Genomic DNA, 14789 nt, shown 5'->3' on the forward strand with positions numbered 1-14789 from the left:
CATACAAAACGGGAACAAGCGTTTTTTGCCGTGTTTATCGTGCTGAGCAGTTACGTACGTTGAAGCTAACATTGCGAGATTCCGGGAAAGCGCCGGAACCTCTCCATTCCCGCTCCAAGATACTTAACCAGACCAGAAAGCGACAGGCACGCTTGACAGCCACCAGGACCGCCCGTATACTTCCCCTCGCTCTGGATCGTTAGCTCAATTGGCAGAGCAGCTGACTCTTAATCAGCGGGTTGTAGGTTCGATTCCTACACGATCCACCACAGACCCCCACGCGTGTGGGGGTTTCTGCTTGCGGGGGTTCAGCGTGATGTGGGCTGGCGCTCATGCGGGCGGGAACGCGTTCATGCGGCGTTGGCTTGGTGGGTCTTCTTACGGGGTGCGGCGCGGCGGGGTGGTCTGGTGGGGTCATGACGAACGATCAGCAGACCGGCGGGCAGACCACCACACGGGCGTTCATGGCGGCGTTGCAGCAGGCCGAGGCGACGGGCGACGTGACCGCGCTCCTGGCGCTGCACGCGCCGGACGTGACCCTGCGCAACCTGACGCAGCAGACCTGGGAGGGCGAGGCGGGCGCGAGGGCGTTCTGGGAGACGTACCTGGGGAATTTCGAGGAGATCCGCAGCGAGTTCACCCGCAGCCATGAGGCGGGCGGGCTGGGCGTTATGGAGTGGACGGCGTCCGGTCGGCTGCGGGGCGGGCATCCGGTGGAGTACCGGGGTGTCAGCCTGATCGACCTGAGCGGCGGGCAGGTCGCGGCGTTCCGCACGTACTACGACAGTGCGGCGTTCGTGGTGGCGCCGGCCTGAGCGCGGTCGGGGCGGGTACACTGCCCTCATGTTGCTGTACGGTCGGAATCCGGTTTTAGAGGCGCTTCAGGACGGTCGTGTGTCCGAGGTGCTGGTGGCGCGTGGCGTGGAGGAAGCGTTCGTGTCACAGCTCAAGGCGGCCGGCGTGAGGATTCGCTTCTTGCCGCGCATCGAGCTTGATCAGCTGGCGGGCACCACGCAGCATCAGGGCGTGATGGCCGAGGTCGAGGACATGGCCTGGGCGCAGGTGGATGACATCCTGGCGCTCGCGGAGCAGCGCGGCGAGGACCTGCTGATCGTGCTGCTCGACGGCGTGACGGACCCCCGGAATTTCGGGGCGATCATCCGCAGCGCGGAGGTGCTGGGCGCGCACGGCGTGGTCGTCGAGGAGCGCCGCAGTGCGCCGCTGTCGCCGGTCGTGGCGAAGACGGCGGCGGGGGCCACGAGTTACCTGCCGGTCGCGCAGACGAAGAACCTGCCGCGCCTGATGGAGCAGCTCAAGCAGGACAACGTGTGGGTGTACGGCGCGGCGGGCGAGGCGGCCGAGGACGTGCGCCGCGTGGATTTCAGCGGGAAGGTGGCGCTGGTGATCGGCGCGGAGGGCGAGGGTATGCGCCGGCTGGTGCGTGAGAAGTGCGACGCGCTGGTCAGCATTCCGGTGCGTGGGCGGGTGCAGAGCCTGAACGCGTCGGTCGCGGCGGGCATCCTGCTGTTCGAGGCGACGCGGGGACGGTCGTGACCCTGCGCGTCGAGCGCGTGTCGGGTCCCGCCTTTGAGCTGGAGGTCCTGCCGGAGATGGGCGCCAGCATCCTGAACCTGCGGGCCGCGTCGGGCCGGGCGGTCATGCGGCACGTGAACCTGTCGGACGTGCAGACCAGCAGTCAGTGCGCGGGTTTCACGCTGCTGCCGTTCAGTAACCGCATCCGGGACGCGCACTTCGTGTTCAGGGGCCGCGAGGTGCGCCTGCGGGTGAACACGAAAGACGGGCTGGCGCAGCACGGGGACGTGCGTAACCGGCCGTGGCAGGTCGAGCGGGTGGCGCCCTCGCACCTGCGCTGCACCTTCGACAGCCGGGCCTTTGCGGACATCAACTGGCCGTGGGCGTTCACGGCGCAGGTCGAATACCGTCTGCACGGCCCGCACTTCGACACGACCGTCACCCTGACAAACGAGGACACGGCGGCCATGCCCGCCGGACTGGGCCTGCACCCGTACTTCGCGCGCATGCAGGGGGGCGTGGACCCGGCGTTGCAGGTGGGCGCAGAGCTGACCTACGACACCGACGAACGCCAGTTGACGCTGGGCGAGGCCCGCCCCGTGCAGCCCGCCGAGGACTACCGCGTGGCCAACCCGGTGGGTGGGAGGTCCATTGACCGCACGTACACGGCGTGGGACGGCGTGGCCCGGCTGGACTGGGGCGAGCGGGCCCTGACCCTGACAGCCGACAACGTGTACTCACACGTGGTTGTGTTCACCGCCCCGGACGGCAACCTGGCGGTCGAGCCGGTGTCACACGCGACCGACGCTTTTAACCTCGCGGCGCGGGGCGTGACGGGCGTGGACCTGCGCGTACTGGAACCGGGTCAGAGCCTTGCAGGCACGGCGCGCGTGACGCTGGAAGGCGACTGGTAATACGGACCTGGATTGATTCAGAACTCCACCGAATCAATCCGAGCAGACGCGAGTAGGAAGAGCAAACGGATTCCAGTGCAGAGGGTTGCAGAACCATGGTAGGAACGGGCGTGGTCAGCCGGTGGCGAGCAGAACCCCGGCTGCGTCACGAATCTCGAATTCGCGGCGGTCTCGGCTACCCATCCAGTTCAGGGCTTCGAGCAGGTCATCGGTTTCTTTGATGACTTCCGGTTCGGTGGCGTACCCGGTCCACACGACGCGGTAGGCGCGCGGCGTGGTGGGCGGTGACCAGCGGTCACCCTCGCCTTCTTTCACGAATGCTCTGGACATCCGTTCAGTGTGCCCCTATCACGTGACGTGCGGATGGGCGCGGCGTTCAGAGGCGTTCATGCCGCGCCGCAGCCGCGCGGCCCGGGCGTCCGGACCCGTCACTCCTGAAGGTCGGGGACGCTGGCCTTGGGGACCAGGGTGATCTGCGCGGTGCGCGGCTGCCCGTCGCGCGTGAATCCGAGGGTGATGGTGTCGCCCACCCGGGCGCGGCGGATGGCGGTGATGACCTGATCGGCGTCCCCGGTGCGCTGGCCGTTCACGCTGGTGATCACGTCGCCCAGGCGGGTCAGGGTGCCGCCGCGGTCGAAGGTGCTGCCGCGCAACCCGGCCTTCTCGGCAGGGCTGCGGCGGGCAATGTCACTCACGACCGCGCCGCCGACCCGGCCACTGTGAACAGGGTCCAGGATCAGGCCCACGACCGGCACGTCCTTCTTCTCGCCCCGGCGTAACGCGGCGATCAGCGGCCCGCCCTCGACGACCGGCACGGCGTAGCTGCGGCGCGTCTGGCCGCTGCCGTCCAGGCTGATGTAACTGACCACGCCGATCACCTGCCCGGTCGGGTCGAGGATCGGGCCGCCACTGTCGCCGGGCGAGAGAGGCGCACTCATTTCCAGGGTGCCCTGCGGGAAGTCCGCGCGCCCTGCCTGCGCGTTCAGGCCCAGCAGGGTGCCCTGGCGGGGTTGCAGGTAATCGCCGCCGCTGTTCCCGATGGCCAGGACCGCCTCGCCCACCCGGGGCGCGCGGGGCGCCAGTGGCAGGAACGGAAACCCGCCGCCCGGCGCGCGCTTGACCTGCAAGGCGGCCACGTCGGCCTGCGCGTCGAAGGCGGTCACCGTGGCCGGGTACGTCTTGCCGCTCAGGGTGCTGATCTGGAACAGTCGTCCGCCGCTGACCACGTGGTACGCGGTCAGAACCAGTCCGTCCTGGCTGATGAAAAAGCCGGTGCCCAGGCCCGCGTTCCGGGTGTCAGGATTCAGGCTCTCCACACGTACCGTGGCCGGGCGCGAGGCCGTGAACACCTCGCGCGTATCGGCGCCCAGCCCGTTGGGCAGCGCCGGAACCTGCGCCTGCGGGGCCGGACCCACCTGAAAGGACGGCTGGCCGAACGGCAGCCTGGCGTCTGGCAGCAGGTACGCGGCCAGCGCGAGGATCAACAGAACCGGAAGCCAGGGCGAGGCGCGCACGCCGCCAGTGTAGAGCGGCCGCGCGACCGGGACGGTGGCCGAAGGAACCGAAGCGGGAGATCAGGACCACGCCCGACAATCTTGCTTGACAAGATAGTGTTCGCCCATTACCTTGCGCAGCAAGACACTGCCCGGAGGCCCGCCCATGAATCCACTGAAATCCGGCACGCTCGACCTCGCCCTGCTCGCCGCCCTTCAGGACCAGCCCCGCTACGGCCTGGACATCCTGCGACACGTCAACGACCGCAGCGGCGGCCTGTTCGACCTGCGCGAGGGCAGCCTCTACCCCGCCCTGCACCGCCTCGTGAAAGCCGGGTGGATCGAGAGCGACTGGCAACCCAGCGACCGGGGCGGCGCGCCCCGCAAGGTCTACCGCCTCACCGAAGATGGCCGCGAGACCCTGCACACCAAACGCCAGGAATGGCAGACGCTGCGCGGCGCGCTGGACGCCCTGCTGATCCGCGCCCTGCTGATCCGCGCCCTGCTGATCCGCGCCCTGCTGATCCGCACCCCCACCCGGCGGTCCGCGTGACCCGCCGCCTGCGCCGCCCCCGCCGGCCGCTGAGCGCCGACGCGTACATCCACCACGCCACGCGCGGCCTGCCCAGAGGCGAACGCCTGGACGCCGCCGCCGAACTCCGCGCGCACCTGACCGAACGGATGCAGGAACATCAGGCGCACGGCTTCTCGCCCGAGGAAGCCGAGTACCTCGCCGTGCGCGGCATGGGCGACCCGCAGCCCGTCAACCGGGGCCTGCTGGGACACGCCTTCACGCACCGTGCCGGGTGGCTCACGCTAGCCGCGTTGCTCATGGGCGGCCTGGGCTGGACCGCGTACCTTGAGTGGCTGCCGCCACGCGAGGGCGCGCAGTTCGGAGCCATGAACCAGCAGGACGTGAACGCCCTGTTCAGCGACAAGGACGCCCCGCGCGGCACGTACCAGGGCGTGACCCTCACCTACCCACGCGGCACGAAAGCCGTGCTGTACGTGACCGTCAGCAGCACTGAGAATAAGTACCATCCAGAACAGGTCAGTCTGTTCACGAAGAACCTCGTGGAAGACGAGGAGCAGAACTTCACGGGCCGCATTCCCGGCAGTTACCGGTATCAGGAACGCGTCCTGCTGAGCGCATGGCGCATGACCTGTGGCAGCCAGGAACGCAGTGGCATCTACAAGACCGGGTACGGGCTGCCGTCACCCTTTGAGAATTCGGGCATCAGTGGCTACAGCGGGCCGGGCGGCATGAGCGTCGGAGAGTGTAATAACCCCAGCGTGCGCCTGCACGTGGTCAGAGACCGACTGAGCACTCAGCCGCCGACCACCGTTTCCAGAGTCGTGCCACCGGACGGCGAGAACGGCATCATGACGGCCCACCGGCCCCTCCAGCTCAATGAGTGGAGCGTCCTGTACCGCCTGCGGGTGGACCCGGCACGCGACAGCGCCTGGTTTGGCGGAACATCCACCGAACCGAAGGGGACGCAGCCACGCGGCGTGTACGTGGCGGTCATGCCGCTCGATCACCTTCCCAATAACGCGGATGGGTACAGCTGGGGTGGCCTAACAGTCGGCTTCAAGGGCGAGAAACCCATTCCGCTGCCGCCGCTGGTGACGGATCAGCCCGGCGGGTGATGCTCTAGGCTGCCCCTCATGCGTTTCTGGTTACTCAAGTCCGAGCCGGATGTGTTCGGTTTTCCTGATCTGGTGCGGGTGCGGCGCGAGCCGTGGAATGGCGTGCGGAACTATCAGGCGCGGAACTACCTGCGCGAAATGCGTGAGGGCGACCTGTGCCTGTTCTACCACTCGAATGCGCGGCCGCCGGGCGTGGTGGGGGTGGCGCGGGTCTGCCGGGAGGCGTACGCGGATGACCTTCAGTTTGATCCGGCGAGTGACTACTTCGATCCGAAGTCGGGTGTAGCGCCGCGCTGGAGCATGGTGGATGTGGAGCCGGTGGTGGCGTTTCCCGGTGTGGTGCCGCTGGACGCGCTGCGCCACATGCCCGAGTGGGAGGGCTCACCGCTGACGGGTCGCGGGTCGCGGCTGAGCGTGATGCCGGTAGAGGCCGGGGCCTTCTGGGCGACGCTGGACGCTGCCGGCCTGGACTTCGGGGATCTGTCGGGCCTGTCGTGAGTGCACCGGCTGCAACGGGCCCGCTGGAGTGCGCTGGCGGGAAGGGCAAAGGCGGGGTCAGAGTGGCGTCCCCAGGGGAATAGATTCGCGTCTTGCGTATGAACCCAACTGGTGTTGGGGGGTTTTTCACAGTCGCGCCGTGGTGAGTGACCTTAACGTCAGGTGCAGAGAAGGAGACTCCCTGTATGGAACTGGTACTGGCTGGTCTGGTGATTGTGATTTCCCTGCTTCTGGCAGCCTGGCAGGAGCGCCCGGCGTCCCGCCGCCGCAGCAAACGCTGAAACGCCGGTCGGAGGGTTCTGCCCCCGGTCTTTCGCGCACGGAGTGGGTCCGGCCTGCTCTGAAGGGCAGTTCTGGATGAACTCCGTCCCATTTCAGGGCCTGCGGGGCCGGGCGTTCCCTACAGTGAGGACCGATGTCTTCTCCCCTGTGGCCCGGTCAGCAGCATTCTCTTGGTTCCCGTCTGGTGGCCCGACTCCTGCGCGCAGCAGGTTGGACGGCGCTGCTGGCCACGCCGCCCGGACCGAAGTTCATAGCGGCGGCCGCGCCGCACACCAGTAACGCCGACTTCTGGCCGGGCCTGTTCTGGAAGTGGTCGACCCGCATTCCGCTGCATTTCGTGGCGAAGCGCGAACTGTTCCGCTTTCCCCTCGGGGTGTTCATGCGGGCCGTGGGCGGCGTGGCGCTGGACCGCCGCCGCGCTGGCGGGAACTTCGTGGACGCGGTGGTCAGCGTCATCGAGCGTGAACGCGAGATCATCATGCTGGTCGCGCCGGAAGGCACGCGCAGCGGCGGGCAGTACTGGAAGACCGGCTTTTACTTCATGGCGCTCAAGGCGGGCCTTCCCATCGGCGTGACCATCCTGGACTGGCAGCGCCGCCGGGTGGGCGTGATCGGGTACGTGACGCCCACCGGGGATATCGAGGCGGATTTCGCGGAGATCCGTGAGCTGCTGCGGGATGTGCGGGGCCGTAGACCGGAGAACGAGATCGAAGCCTACCCGCCCCCCGCCGCACCGGGTGACAGTGACCAGCCGGGCCTCGCTCCCCGCTGACCTGGGGTGACGTTCAGGGGTCGCGGGTGGGGTCGGTGGGGCCAGCGTCGTCGCGGTCTTTCAGGCCCCGGATTTCCTCGATGAACCGTTCCAGACTGTCGAAGTCGCGGTACACGCTCGCGAAGCGAATGTACGCCACGTCGTCCAGGGGGCGCAGGAAGGTCATGGCGCGGCGGCCGATCTCGGTGGCGGGAATCTCGGCGGCCTGAACCTCGTCCTCGAAGGAGTACGCGAAGGCGCGCAGCGCGGCCGGATCCACCGGGCGTTTCTCGCTGGCGAGGGTCAGGCCGCGCAGGAGCTTGTCCGGGTTGAACGCCTCGCGGGGGCCGCTGCGCTTGACGACCATCAGCGGTTCGAGTTGCGCGCGTTCGTAGGTCGTGAATCGCCGCGCGCAGTTCAGGCACTCGCGGCGGCGGCGGATGCTGGCCCCGTCGTCGCTGGGCCGGGAATTCACGACCTTACTGTCGGGCGCCGAGCAGTACGGGCACCTCATACGGACTCCGGTCGCCTGGCCTGTCGGGTGGCCTGCTGCGTGCCCTGTTGCGTGCCCTGCACAGGCGCTGTAATCAGCGCGAAGCGTGAAGAGAAACGGCTCACAGGGGGTAGGATTCCAGTGCGCGGACTTTTGGGATGGCGGGCATGGGCACCTCCATGACGTTGCCGCGCAGGTGCTTCATGCCGGGCGCGGCCAGCGCCAGCACGGCGTTCGAGAGTGGGGCGTCCAGGGTCTCGTCGCTGCTGCTGGCGCGGCTGGGCAGCAGCAGGTTCAGGCGCAGGTCCTCGGTGTGGGCCTGTTCGACCAGTCCGCGCAGCGCGCCGCGTTGCGGGTGGACCTGCAGGCCGCGCTCATCAAGGTGCGGGCCGATGATGGTCATCCACGTGCCGGGCAGGCGGCGGCGCACGATCTGCGCGATACCCACGCTGCTTTTGAGGTTGGAATTGAACAGGTCCATCCATTCGTTCTCGCCGAGCGACGTGAATTCGCTGTGTGAGCGTTTGTCGGCCAGATGCACGATGCCGTGAAGCGCGCCGAAGATTTCCAGGATGCGGTTCTGCGCGCTGAGCCAGTCGAGGGGAACGCCCACGTCGGCCTTGATGGGAATGGCGTGTCCACCCGTGTGCTCAAGGTGACTGGCGGCGGCAGCGAGGGTCTCGCTGTTCGCTCCGATCAGGACGACGCTGGCTCCGCCGCTGGCCAGGGCAGCGCTGATGGTGCGGCCGTACCCCTGGTCGGCGCCGGTCACGGCGATCACCTGACCGGCCAGGACCTCACTCAGGCGTCCCGGGTGGGGGGTCGGGTTGAACAGCTGCGTCATGCGCCCAGCATAGCGGAGTGACAGCCGGGCAAACGGGCGTCAGCCGGTCTGAGGCAGGCGTTTCAGGGCGCTCAGGGGTGGATCGCTGGCGCGGTGGCCCAGGTTGCAGGCGTGGCACCAGTAGGCCTGATCGCCGTCACGCAGGTCGTGCAGGGTCAGGGGCTGGGCGCAGTGGGGGCAGACATGCATGTACCCGCGTCCGCTGGATGGCAACGGGTCGGCCTCCTTACGTAATAGACGCTTCATATTCTGATATTAACAGAGTATGTGCGGGTGTCAAACACCTCCCGGAATCACTCGCTCCGCCCACAGCATTGCCCCACAGCAACGGGCGGCCCACTTCCACAGAAGCGCGCCGCCCAGATCCGCCAGCCTGAACCGCTCGCCTCTACAGGTCAGGCTCGTCACTGAACTCGGGTTCCTGCCCCCGCGCTCCCGGCATCAGGTCGCCCACCCGGCGCCTCTTTCGCAGCATCGCCGGTTCCTTATCCAGGTTGAACACAAAATGCCGGGGCCGGCGCTCACGCAACCACGTTTCCAGCGCCACCAGACGCGGCCGGAACCGGATGAACTCCCGCAACTGCCGGATCGGCACGAAGCGCGCCTCCTGCACGTCCCGGTCCGGGTCGCGCGGCTCCAGCTTCCCGCCCACCTCTCGCCCCGTGTAGAAAAACTGCAGGTGATGCCCCCACGTCACCGCCTGAAACTCCACGATGAACGCCAGATCCCGCAACTCCACGACCAGTCCCGTCTCCTCGAAGGTCTCGCGGCGCGCGCCGTCCTGCACCAACTCACCGGACTCCAGGCCCCCCTTGGGCAGCGACCAGCGGCCCCGCTCGCGGACCAGCAGAATCTCGTCGCCGCGCAGCACGATGCACCCCACCCCGATACGCGGGTCCGCCAGCGGGCGCTTCTGCCCGCGCTTGCTCGGCGCGGCCGGCGTGGGCACAGCCGTCGTATTCGTCACCTGACCCGGCCGGGGCTGCGCTGGCGTCCCGCCGCCCCGCCGCCGCCTGCGCCTGCGCTGCCCGCCCGCCTGACCCGCCGCCTTCCCGTGATCCTCCGCCATTACACTCCCTCCGGCGCAAGATCATTGAACCGTACGTGCGAACTGTGAAACTGCAACTTCACCGTGCCGACCGGCCCGTTCCGCTGCTTCCCGATAATGATTTCCGCGATCCCCTGCTGATCCGTTTCCTTGTTGTAGTACTCGTCGCGGTAGATGAACATCACGATATCCGCGTCCTGCTCGATGGCACCCGACTCACGCAGGTCCGACAGCATCGGCCGGTGATTCGGACGCTGCTCGACCGCGCGCGATAACTGCGACAGCACGATGATCGGCACTTCCATCTCACGCGCCAGACTCTTCAGACCACGCGAAATGGTGCTGATCTCCTGCTGCCGGTTATCACTGCCGCCGCTGCTCTTGCCGCCCGACATCAACTGCAGGTAATCGATCACCACCAGCCCCAGCTGACCATGCTGCGCCGAGATCCGCCGGAGCTTGCTGCGCAGCCCGTTCAGCGTCAGGTCCGCCTCGTCATCGATGATCATCGGCGCGTCCGCCAGGCGACCCGCCGCGTGCGCCAACCGCTCGAAATCCCGCTCGTTCAGTTGCCCACTGCGAATGCGGTTCATGTCCACCCGCGCCTCACTGCACAGCATGCGCAGCGCCAACTGCACCGCCGGCATCTCCAGACTGAACACCGCGACCGACTTCTCACCCCGCAACGCCACGTTCTGCGCGATCGACAGCGCGAAGGCCGTCTTTCCCATCGAGGGGCGTGCCGCCAGCACGTTCAGGCTGCCCTTCTGCAATCCGCTGATCTGTTCGTCCAGGTCGCGGAAACCGCTGCTCACGCCGTCCGGAATGCCCTTGTTCTGGTGCAGCAACGTGATGTACTCGAAGGTCTCTGTGACGACCTCGTTCATCGCCTGGTACGCCTCGCCCTTCTGCTTTTGCTCGGCCACCTCGAAGATCATCTTTTCCGCGCGGTCCAGCAGATCCTCGAGCGGTAACTGCCCCTCGTACGCCAGTTGCATGGCCTTCCCGGACGCGCTGATCAGCGCGCGCAGCGTGTGCTTCTCCTGCACGATGCGCGCGTAATGCTCCGCGTACGCGGCGGTGGGCACCTGGTCCGACAGACCGATCAGGTAGGTCAGGCCACCGACCTCATCCAGTTGCCCCTTGACGCGCAGGTCCTCGCTGAGCGTCACGAGATCAACCGGTTCACCCCGCTCCTGCAGGGTGCGCATGGCCGTGAAGATCTTGCGGTGCCCCTCGCGGTAGAACATCTCCGGAGCGACCGAATCCCCCAGCTGATTCAAAGTGTCATTATCAAGCAGAATGCTGCCCAGCACGCTGATTTCAGCGTCGTTACTGTGCGGCGGAACGCGCGGCGTGAGTTCCAAGACAAGCCTCTCTTCCGGCACGCGGCGCGCGCCCAGGCCCCCGCAGGGAGCCCAGCGCGGCGCACGCGACCACAAATTCAAGTAAGTGTGGGGACACGAGCGTCCCATTCACCAGGACAACCCGCCCGCCCCAGCTGAACTGCCTATCAGCATAGCACCCCACATTCCCTACGGCCGCCCCACCACCGACTCTGAAACAGACTGCCGCTCCATACCGTGAAGGGGTGTCTGTTGGTCCCACTCGCATCCGCTCGGATTGATTCGGTGCAGTTCCGAAACCAACGGAATCCGTATCACGCCGAATCCTATGAAACGGATTCCGTTTGTTTCGCCGACAACCCGGGACTTCGCCGGATTGCCGGCTCCACGTCCGGAACCCGCCCTACTCCCACTCGCTTCGCTCGGATTGAACGGGCTTTGCAGCCCATTCAATCGGAGTCCGTATGACAGGCGAGCAAGAGGATTCAAAACCAACCAGGCCCAGCGCGCCAACAGGGAAACAGCGCGCCAACAGGGAAAACACGGAACGAATCCACCCACCGGGCCACGGTGCCACGCCCGCCATTCAGTAAGACTCCTGTGAGAAACCCGGCCGTACTCTGAACACAGCAAGGACGGGAGACACCCGCACCTGCCAAAGCCATACGCAGGCAGGACCGGACCATACATCCCTTATCCGGACCCGCCGCACCCAGGAGAACACCATGAAGAACAACACCCAGGGCTTCACCCTCATCGAGCTGCTCATCGTCATCGCCATCATCGGCATTCTGGCCGCCGTCCTGATCCCCAACCTGCTCAGCGCCCGTACCAAGGGTAACGAGAGCGCCGCGCAGAGCTTCGTGCGCAACACCATCACGGCCGTCGAGACGAACCGTGACACGGTCAGCGGCAAGCTGACCAACGGCGGCTATGACGCTGCCGGTGTGAAGGCCAATCCCGTTGTCATCACCCCATACACTGCTGCCACCGCCAACATTCAGACCTGCACCTCCGCGCAGGGCAAGGCCGTGACCGAACTGCCCGCTGGTGTTAAGACCTGCACCATCAGCACGGGTACTCAGGACAACTACGTTGTGAACCTCGAGATGGACAACGGTGGCCTGTTCGCCTACGACGGCTCGACGGTCAAGAAAGTGACCGCTGCTGTCACTGCCCCCTGATCTCACTCAATTTCCTGTAGGCCGCCCTCTGTGGCGGCCTTTTTCAAGTAGGAAGTGATACCCATGACCAATCCACATGCAGGTTTTACCTTGATCGAGCTGCTGATCGTCATTGCCATCATCGGTGTGCTGGCGGCTGTGCTGGTGCCCAATGCACTGGCCGCTCGGAACAAGGGGCATGATGGTGTAGCCGGGAGTTACGGCAAGCACATGCTGGGGTACGCCACCGCCTGGCTGACCAACGACCCGTCGAACAGGACGGCGGATCTTCCGGCCGATTGCGCGGACGCTCTGTACGTTCAGGAAGGTGCTTCGGCAGATTTACCCCAGTCCGTAGCGACCTGTCAGGTCCTTCCGGTCGGCACAGATGGTTACACCGTGAAGGTCAAGTCGGTTTCCGGGCGTGAGTTCACATTCGGCAATTGACGATCTTCCCGCTCGCGCGCGCGTCCCGTTCGGGGCGCTTTTTCTTTATGCTACCCGGCATGTCTGCTGCTCTGTCTGCCCTGAAAGAATGGGACACCCAATCCCGGCTCCTGACCCAAGGCACTCTCTCGCTGCTGATCCGCAAGGGCGGGATCATGGAGACGCATGACGGATTCGAGGTAGAGCACCGGTCCTTCCTTCTCTACCCTACCTTCCTCCACCAGAATCCGGCGGAGCTTCAGCCGCAGTACCAGTCGCTCCTGCGTGATGACCCGCAGCCGGGCGCGATTCGGTTTCCGGCGCTGGCGGAGGTCGTGGCGGTTCATAAGGTCGAGTCGCTGGAGAAAGCCCTTGGGCTGGAGACATTGCAGGCGTTGACGGGCGCGGCGATCGAGCGGCGCTTTCAGTACCGGAACCGGCCGTGGGTGCATGCGCTGCTGTTGCGGGTGCGGCCGCTGCTGGAGCCGCTGGTCCTGCCGGAGTCGGCGGGGATGCTGGGATGCGTGAGCTGGGTGCCGCTGGAAGAGGTGACCGTGCGGGCCGGGGAGCCAATCGTGCCGGAGGATGTGCTGGAAGAACGGCGGCTGGCGCTGGAGCGGCGGCTGGCATGAGTGAAGGGGAGGCCTGCGTGGCCTCCCCCCTCCCCTTTCAGGTGCGCCCTACCTATACGGATTCCGATTGATTCGCTGCAGTCCCGAGTCAATGCGAGCGGATGCGAGTAGGAACAAGATACGGATTGGGCGGTATGGAACCGCAGGCGGCGCTTTTACGACTGTGGCGCAGTAGAGCGGCAGTCCGTATTACTGGGCGTCGAGGTCGTAGTTGTTCAGGAGGGTGGTCTGCACGCCGCCCTGGGTGTCGGTGAGATTCCAACCGGTCCTGGTGCCGGCCATGAACTGGTTGTCGCGCTGGGCGAGGATCAGGCGTTTGCCGTTGTCACGGCTGAGGACCGTGTCGCCGGCGTCGTAGCGGCTGTTGTTGTTGACGTCGCGGAACACGATGAAGCGGTAGTAACCGTATGGAACATTGACCGGCAGGTCGAGGGCGTACCCGCCGGTCAGAAAGCGGTCGAGAATCTGGCCCTGGGTGCCGTCGGCGGTGTACTGGCCGCCGTTGTACCCGACGATGGCGAGTCGGAGGTTCTGGTCGGACTTGAAGCCGCGCAGCTGACCGGCGACGTCCTTGCGGACGGGGTTGCCGGCGAGGGTGCAGGCGCTGAGGGTCAGAGAAGCGAGCGCGGCGGCGGCTAGCAGTTTGGTGTTCATGGTGGCGTCCTCCGGGGTGCGGGTCGGGTCTGACCGACCGTATAAACTGTGATGGCTCTTCCTGGATTCCAGGGAGCTGAGGGTGCTCTGATAGACTATCAGCATGCTGAGCTTAATTCAGCTCCTGGACGACGAAAAATGCTTCAAGGTCGTGCGGGAACTCCGTTGGCCCGATGGCGTGGACTGCCCGCATTGCCACGCACCATACGTGGTCAAGCAGGACCGGGACGACACCCATAGATTCAGACAGCGATATCACTGTCTGAATTGCCAGCGGAAGTTTGATGAGCTGACAGGCACCGTCTTCGCTGGTCACCACCAGCCCCTGCGGCAGTGGGTGGCGTTCTTGGTCAGAGCAGCGCCGATGACGACGCTTGACCGCTGCTTGTATCTCATGGGTCTGAATCTGAGTAACCGCCAGATCGCCCACGAACTCGCCCTGAACGAAGATGATGCCCAGTACATGACCCGCAGTCTCCGGCAGGGCGTGGTGGACGCGTCCACCACGCCCACACTCGCAGGTACGGTCGAGATCGACGAGGTGTACGACAAATCGCCAGTGCTGGGGATGATCGAGCGGGGTGGACACCTCGCGCTCTACCTCTGCGACAACGTTCAGCAGCGGACCATATAGCCTCATATCCCGAATATCATTCAGGCCGGCAGTGTCGGCAACACCGATGAATACTCAAGCTACGCCCGGGTGCCCGCCTGGGGCTACACACACGTCACCGTAAATCACGGTGACCGGGAATGGGCGCGTGAAGACGATGGCGACGGGATCAACGAGGTCCACGTCAACACGATTGAAGGCGTGTGGAGCTTGCTCCGCTCGTGGCTGCGTCCTCATCGGGGCCTGTCGCAGCGCTGGTTGCCCCTCTACCTGGCCTTCTTTCAGGCTATGCACAACATCCGTTGTCGCGGGTTTTCGATGTTGGAGCCGATGTTAAACCTACTTTTGACCTCAGCTCCCCGGAATCCAGGATGAGCCTAACGGGAAATACGACTACGCCCACCGCCTCTGCCCTGCCTGCGGGCGCAACTTTGACAGTTGGTTCTGTC

General features: G+C 65.9%; 20 protein-coding genes and 1 tRNA gene. 13 read left to right on the plus strand and 8 right to left on the minus strand.

Annotation, left to right across the window (positions count from 1 at the left end; translation table 11 throughout):
* The first annotated feature begins 193 nt into the window (after positions 1-193).
* The 4 genes from QZ271_RS04575 (at position 194) to QZ271_RS04590 (ending at position 2447) form a co-directional block, all read left to right on the plus strand.
* Positions 194-269, plus strand: a tRNA-Lys gene (locus tag QZ271_RS04575).
* A gap of 147 nt (positions 270-416) precedes the next feature.
* A complete protein-coding gene (locus QZ271_RS04580) occupies positions 417-815 on the plus strand; it encodes a nuclear transport factor 2 family protein (RefSeq protein ID WP_291429416.1) in 399 nt (132 codons plus the stop codon).
* Positions 816-843: 28 nt separating this feature from the next.
* Positions 844-1554 (plus strand): 23S rRNA (guanosine(2251)-2'-O)-methyltransferase RlmB, encoded by a 711-nt coding sequence (gene rlmB / locus QZ271_RS04585; protein WP_291429418.1) that lies wholly within the window; start codon positions 844-846, stop codon positions 1552-1554.
* A complete protein-coding gene (locus QZ271_RS04590) occupies positions 1551-2447 on the plus strand; it encodes an aldose 1-epimerase (RefSeq protein ID WP_291429420.1) in 897 nt (298 codons plus the stop codon). The genes rlmB and QZ271_RS04590 overlap by 4 nt, the downstream gene beginning before the upstream one ends.
* 114 nt (positions 2448-2561) lie before the next feature.
* Here the strand turns inward: QZ271_RS04590 and QZ271_RS04595 are convergent, their stop codons facing one another.
* Both QZ271_RS04595 and QZ271_RS04600 read right to left on the minus strand, forming a co-directional pair.
* Positions 2562-2777 carry a hypothetical protein gene (locus tag QZ271_RS04595; RefSeq protein ID WP_291429422.1) on the minus strand — a complete coding sequence of 72 codons (216 nt, stop codon included), beginning with the start codon at positions 2775-2777 and terminating at the stop codon, positions 2562-2564.
* A 98-nt stretch (positions 2778-2875) separates the two neighbouring features.
* On the minus strand, positions 2876-3961 hold the full coding sequence (locus QZ271_RS04600; protein WP_291429424.1) for a S1C family serine protease: 1086 nt from the start codon (positions 3959-3961) through the stop codon (positions 2876-2878).
* 145 nt (positions 3962-4106) lie between these two features.
* On the opposite strand from QZ271_RS04600, the gene QZ271_RS04605 reads away from it, so the two are divergent.
* The 4 genes from QZ271_RS04605 (at position 4107) to QZ271_RS04620 (ending at position 7142) form a co-directional block, all read left to right on the plus strand.
* Positions 4107-4493, plus strand: coding sequence for a PadR family transcriptional regulator (locus QZ271_RS04605; protein WP_291429425.1), 387 nt, complete (start codon positions 4107-4109; stop codon positions 4491-4493).
* A complete protein-coding gene (locus tag QZ271_RS04610; RefSeq protein ID WP_291429426.1) occupies positions 4490-5590 on the plus strand; it encodes a permease prefix domain 1-containing protein in 1101 nt (366 codons plus the stop codon). The genes QZ271_RS04605 and QZ271_RS04610 overlap by 4 nt, the downstream gene beginning before the upstream one ends.
* An 18-nt stretch (positions 5591-5608) precedes the next feature.
* Entirely contained in the window at positions 5609-6088 is a 480-nt protein-coding gene (locus QZ271_RS04615) for an EVE domain-containing protein (protein WP_291429428.1), read from the plus strand.
* Positions 6089-6503: 415 nt separating this feature from the next.
* On the plus strand, positions 6504-7142 hold the full coding sequence (locus tag QZ271_RS04620) for a 1-acyl-sn-glycerol-3-phosphate acyltransferase (RefSeq protein ID WP_291429430.1): 639 nt from the start codon (positions 6504-6506) through the stop codon (positions 7140-7142).
* Positions 7143-7155: 13 nt separating this feature from the next.
* Here QZ271_RS04620 and nrdR read toward each other — a convergent pair whose 3' ends face one another.
* The 5 genes from nrdR to dnaB all read right to left on the minus strand — a co-directional run bounded on the left by nrdR (position 7156) and on the right by dnaB (position 10873).
* Positions 7156-7635, minus strand: a complete 480-nt coding sequence (gene nrdR, locus QZ271_RS04625) for a transcriptional regulator NrdR (RefSeq protein WP_291429432.1) — start codon at positions 7633-7635, stop codon at positions 7156-7158.
* Between the two features lie 100 nt (positions 7636-7735).
* On the minus strand, positions 7736-8458 hold the full coding sequence (locus QZ271_RS04630; protein WP_291429434.1) for an SDR family NAD(P)-dependent oxidoreductase: 723 nt from the start codon (positions 8456-8458) through the stop codon (positions 7736-7738).
* A gap of 39 nt (positions 8459-8497) precedes the next feature.
* A complete protein-coding gene (locus tag QZ271_RS04635) occupies positions 8498-8704 on the minus strand; it encodes a hypothetical protein (RefSeq protein WP_291429435.1) in 207 nt (68 codons plus the stop codon).
* 142 nt (positions 8705-8846) lie between these two features.
* The gene (locus tag QZ271_RS04640) at positions 8847-9527 is read right to left on the minus strand and encodes an NUDIX hydrolase (protein WP_291429437.1); all 681 of its coding nucleotides are present in this window, start codon (positions 9525-9527) and stop codon (positions 8847-8849) included.
* Positions 9527-10873 (minus strand): replicative DNA helicase, encoded by a 1347-nt coding sequence (dnaB, locus tag QZ271_RS04645; protein WP_291429439.1) that lies wholly within the window; start codon positions 10871-10873, stop codon positions 9527-9529. The genes QZ271_RS04640 and dnaB overlap by 1 nt, the downstream gene beginning before the upstream one ends.
* A gap of 704 nt (positions 10874-11577) precedes the next feature.
* Between dnaB and QZ271_RS04650 the strand changes: the two genes are divergently transcribed.
* The 3 genes from QZ271_RS04650 (at position 11578) to QZ271_RS04660 (ending at position 13073) form a co-directional block, all read left to right on the plus strand.
* Positions 11578-12036 carry a type IV pilin protein gene (locus QZ271_RS04650; protein WP_291429441.1) on the plus strand — a complete coding sequence of 153 codons (459 nt, stop codon included), beginning with the start codon at positions 11578-11580 and terminating at the stop codon, positions 12034-12036.
* 63 nt (positions 12037-12099) lie between these two features.
* A complete protein-coding gene (locus QZ271_RS04655) occupies positions 12100-12462 on the plus strand; it encodes a type II secretion system protein (protein WP_291429443.1) in 363 nt (120 codons plus the stop codon).
* 59 nt (positions 12463-12521) lie between these two features.
* Positions 12522-13073 (plus strand): DUF1802 family protein, encoded by a 552-nt coding sequence (locus tag QZ271_RS04660; RefSeq protein WP_291429445.1) that lies wholly within the window; start codon positions 12522-12524, stop codon positions 13071-13073.
* A gap of 189 nt (positions 13074-13262) precedes the next feature.
* On the opposite strand, the gene QZ271_RS04665 is transcribed toward QZ271_RS04660, so the two are convergent.
* Positions 13263-13727, minus strand: coding sequence for a hypothetical protein (locus tag QZ271_RS04665; protein WP_291429447.1), 465 nt, complete (start codon positions 13725-13727; stop codon positions 13263-13265).
* A gap of 103 nt (positions 13728-13830) precedes the next feature.
* Here QZ271_RS04665 and QZ271_RS04670 point away from each other — a divergent pair, with 103 nt between their 5' ends.
* Complete coding sequence (locus QZ271_RS04670; RefSeq protein WP_291429449.1) at positions 13831-14361, plus strand: IS1595 family transposase; 531 nt, start codon at positions 13831-13833, stop codon at positions 14359-14361.
* A gap of 18 nt (positions 14362-14379) precedes the next feature.
* A complete protein-coding gene (locus QZ271_RS14520; RefSeq protein ID WP_367114305.1) occupies positions 14380-14715 on the plus strand; it encodes a transposase in 336 nt (111 codons plus the stop codon).
* Positions 14716-14789: the final 74 nt, after the last annotated feature.

The organism is Deinococcus sp. (assembly GCF_018260555.1).
Taxonomy (GTDB): domain Bacteria; phylum Deinococcota; class Deinococci; order Deinococcales; family Deinococcaceae; genus Deinococcus.